This window comes from Streptomyces brasiliensis, assembly GCF_014647875.1.
Taxonomy (GTDB): domain Bacteria; phylum Actinomycetota; class Actinomycetes; order Streptomycetales; family Streptomycetaceae; genus Streptomyces; species Streptomyces brasiliensis.
In genome coordinates, this window is sequence record NZ_BMQA01000221.1 from 1 (window position 1) to 1,310 (window position 1,310).

Sequence of the window (1,310 nt, forward strand, 5' to 3'; positions counted from 1 at the left end):
GGGCGCACACCCGCAGATGGCTTCTGCTCCCTGCGCATGAGGCGGGCCACCGTGCAACTCTCCGTAGTAAACGGGCAGTTCAACGACGGAGGTGCAGGGTGGCCCTGTCCCAGCATGACCTACTCCGGCTGCTGGAGTCATTACGTTCGGCGGATGGACTCGAACTCGTCCGGGGTGTCGCCGAGCGGATGCTTCAGGAACTGATCGAGGCCGAGGCCACGGCCCAGATCGGCGCGGAGTGGAACGAGCACACCCAGACACGCACCGCGTTCCGCAACGGGCACCGGGACAAAACGCTGACCACCCAGGCCGGCGACCTGGACCTGGCCATCCCCAAACTGCGGTCGGGGAGCTTCTTCCCCGTGCTGCTGGAGCGACGGCGCCGGATCGACCAGGCCCTGTATGCGGTCATCATGGAGGCCTACGTCCATGGCGTGTCCACGAGGTCGGTCGACGACCTGGTCAAGGCCCTCGGCGCGGACACCGGGATCTCAAAGAGCGAAGTCTCCCGGATCTGCCAGGACCTGGATGACCAGCTGACCGCGTTCCGCAGCAGGCCCCTGGACCATGTCCGCTTCCCGTACGTCTACCTGGACGCGACCTACTGCAAGGCGAGGGTCGAGCACCAGATCGTGTCCCGGGCCGTGGTGATCGCCACCGGGATCACCGAGGACGGTGGCCGCGAGGTGCTGGGAGTGATGGTCGGCGACAGCGAGACCGAAGTGTTCTGGACCGAGTTCCTGCGCCACCTGCGCGGACGCGGTCTGACCGGAGTCCGGCTCGTGATCGGCGATCACCACTTAGGGCTGGTCAAGGCCATCCGGAAGGTCATGCTCGGGTCTGCCTACCAGCGCTGCAGGGTTCACTTCCTGCGCAACGTGTTCAGCGTGATCAACAAGGAAGCGGCCGAGATGGTCGCCGCGACGATCCGCACGATCTTCGCCCAGCCCACCGCCGACGCGGTCCGCACCCAGCTCGATACTGTCGCCGACATGCTCGGCACCCAGTTCCCGAAGGTCAAAACGATGCTGCTGGAAGCGAAGGACGACCTGACCGCCTTCGCCACCTTCCCGGGCCGGCACTGGAAGAAGATCCAGTCCACCAACCCACTGGAGCGGATCAACCGCGAGGTCAAGCGCCGCACCGATGTCGTCCAGGTCTTCCCCAACGACGACGCGCTCCTGCGGCTGGTCACCGCCGTGCTCTTCGAACTGCACGACGAATGGATCGCCTTCCCCCGCCGCTACCTGCCCGAGGGAAGCATGGACCAGCTCTACCCCGCCGAGCGCCCCGACAGCGCCCCCGAGCTA

At 66.2% G+C, this 1,310-nt stretch carries 1 protein-coding gene; it reads left to right on the forward strand.

Annotated features, from left to right (window positions below; all coding sequences use genetic code 11):
* Positions 1 to 98: 98 nt before the first annotated feature.
* A partial coding sequence (locus tag IEZ19_RS49850; protein ID WP_189317969.1) for an IS256 family transposase occupies positions 99 to 1,310 on the forward strand: 1,212 nt, incomplete at its 3' end.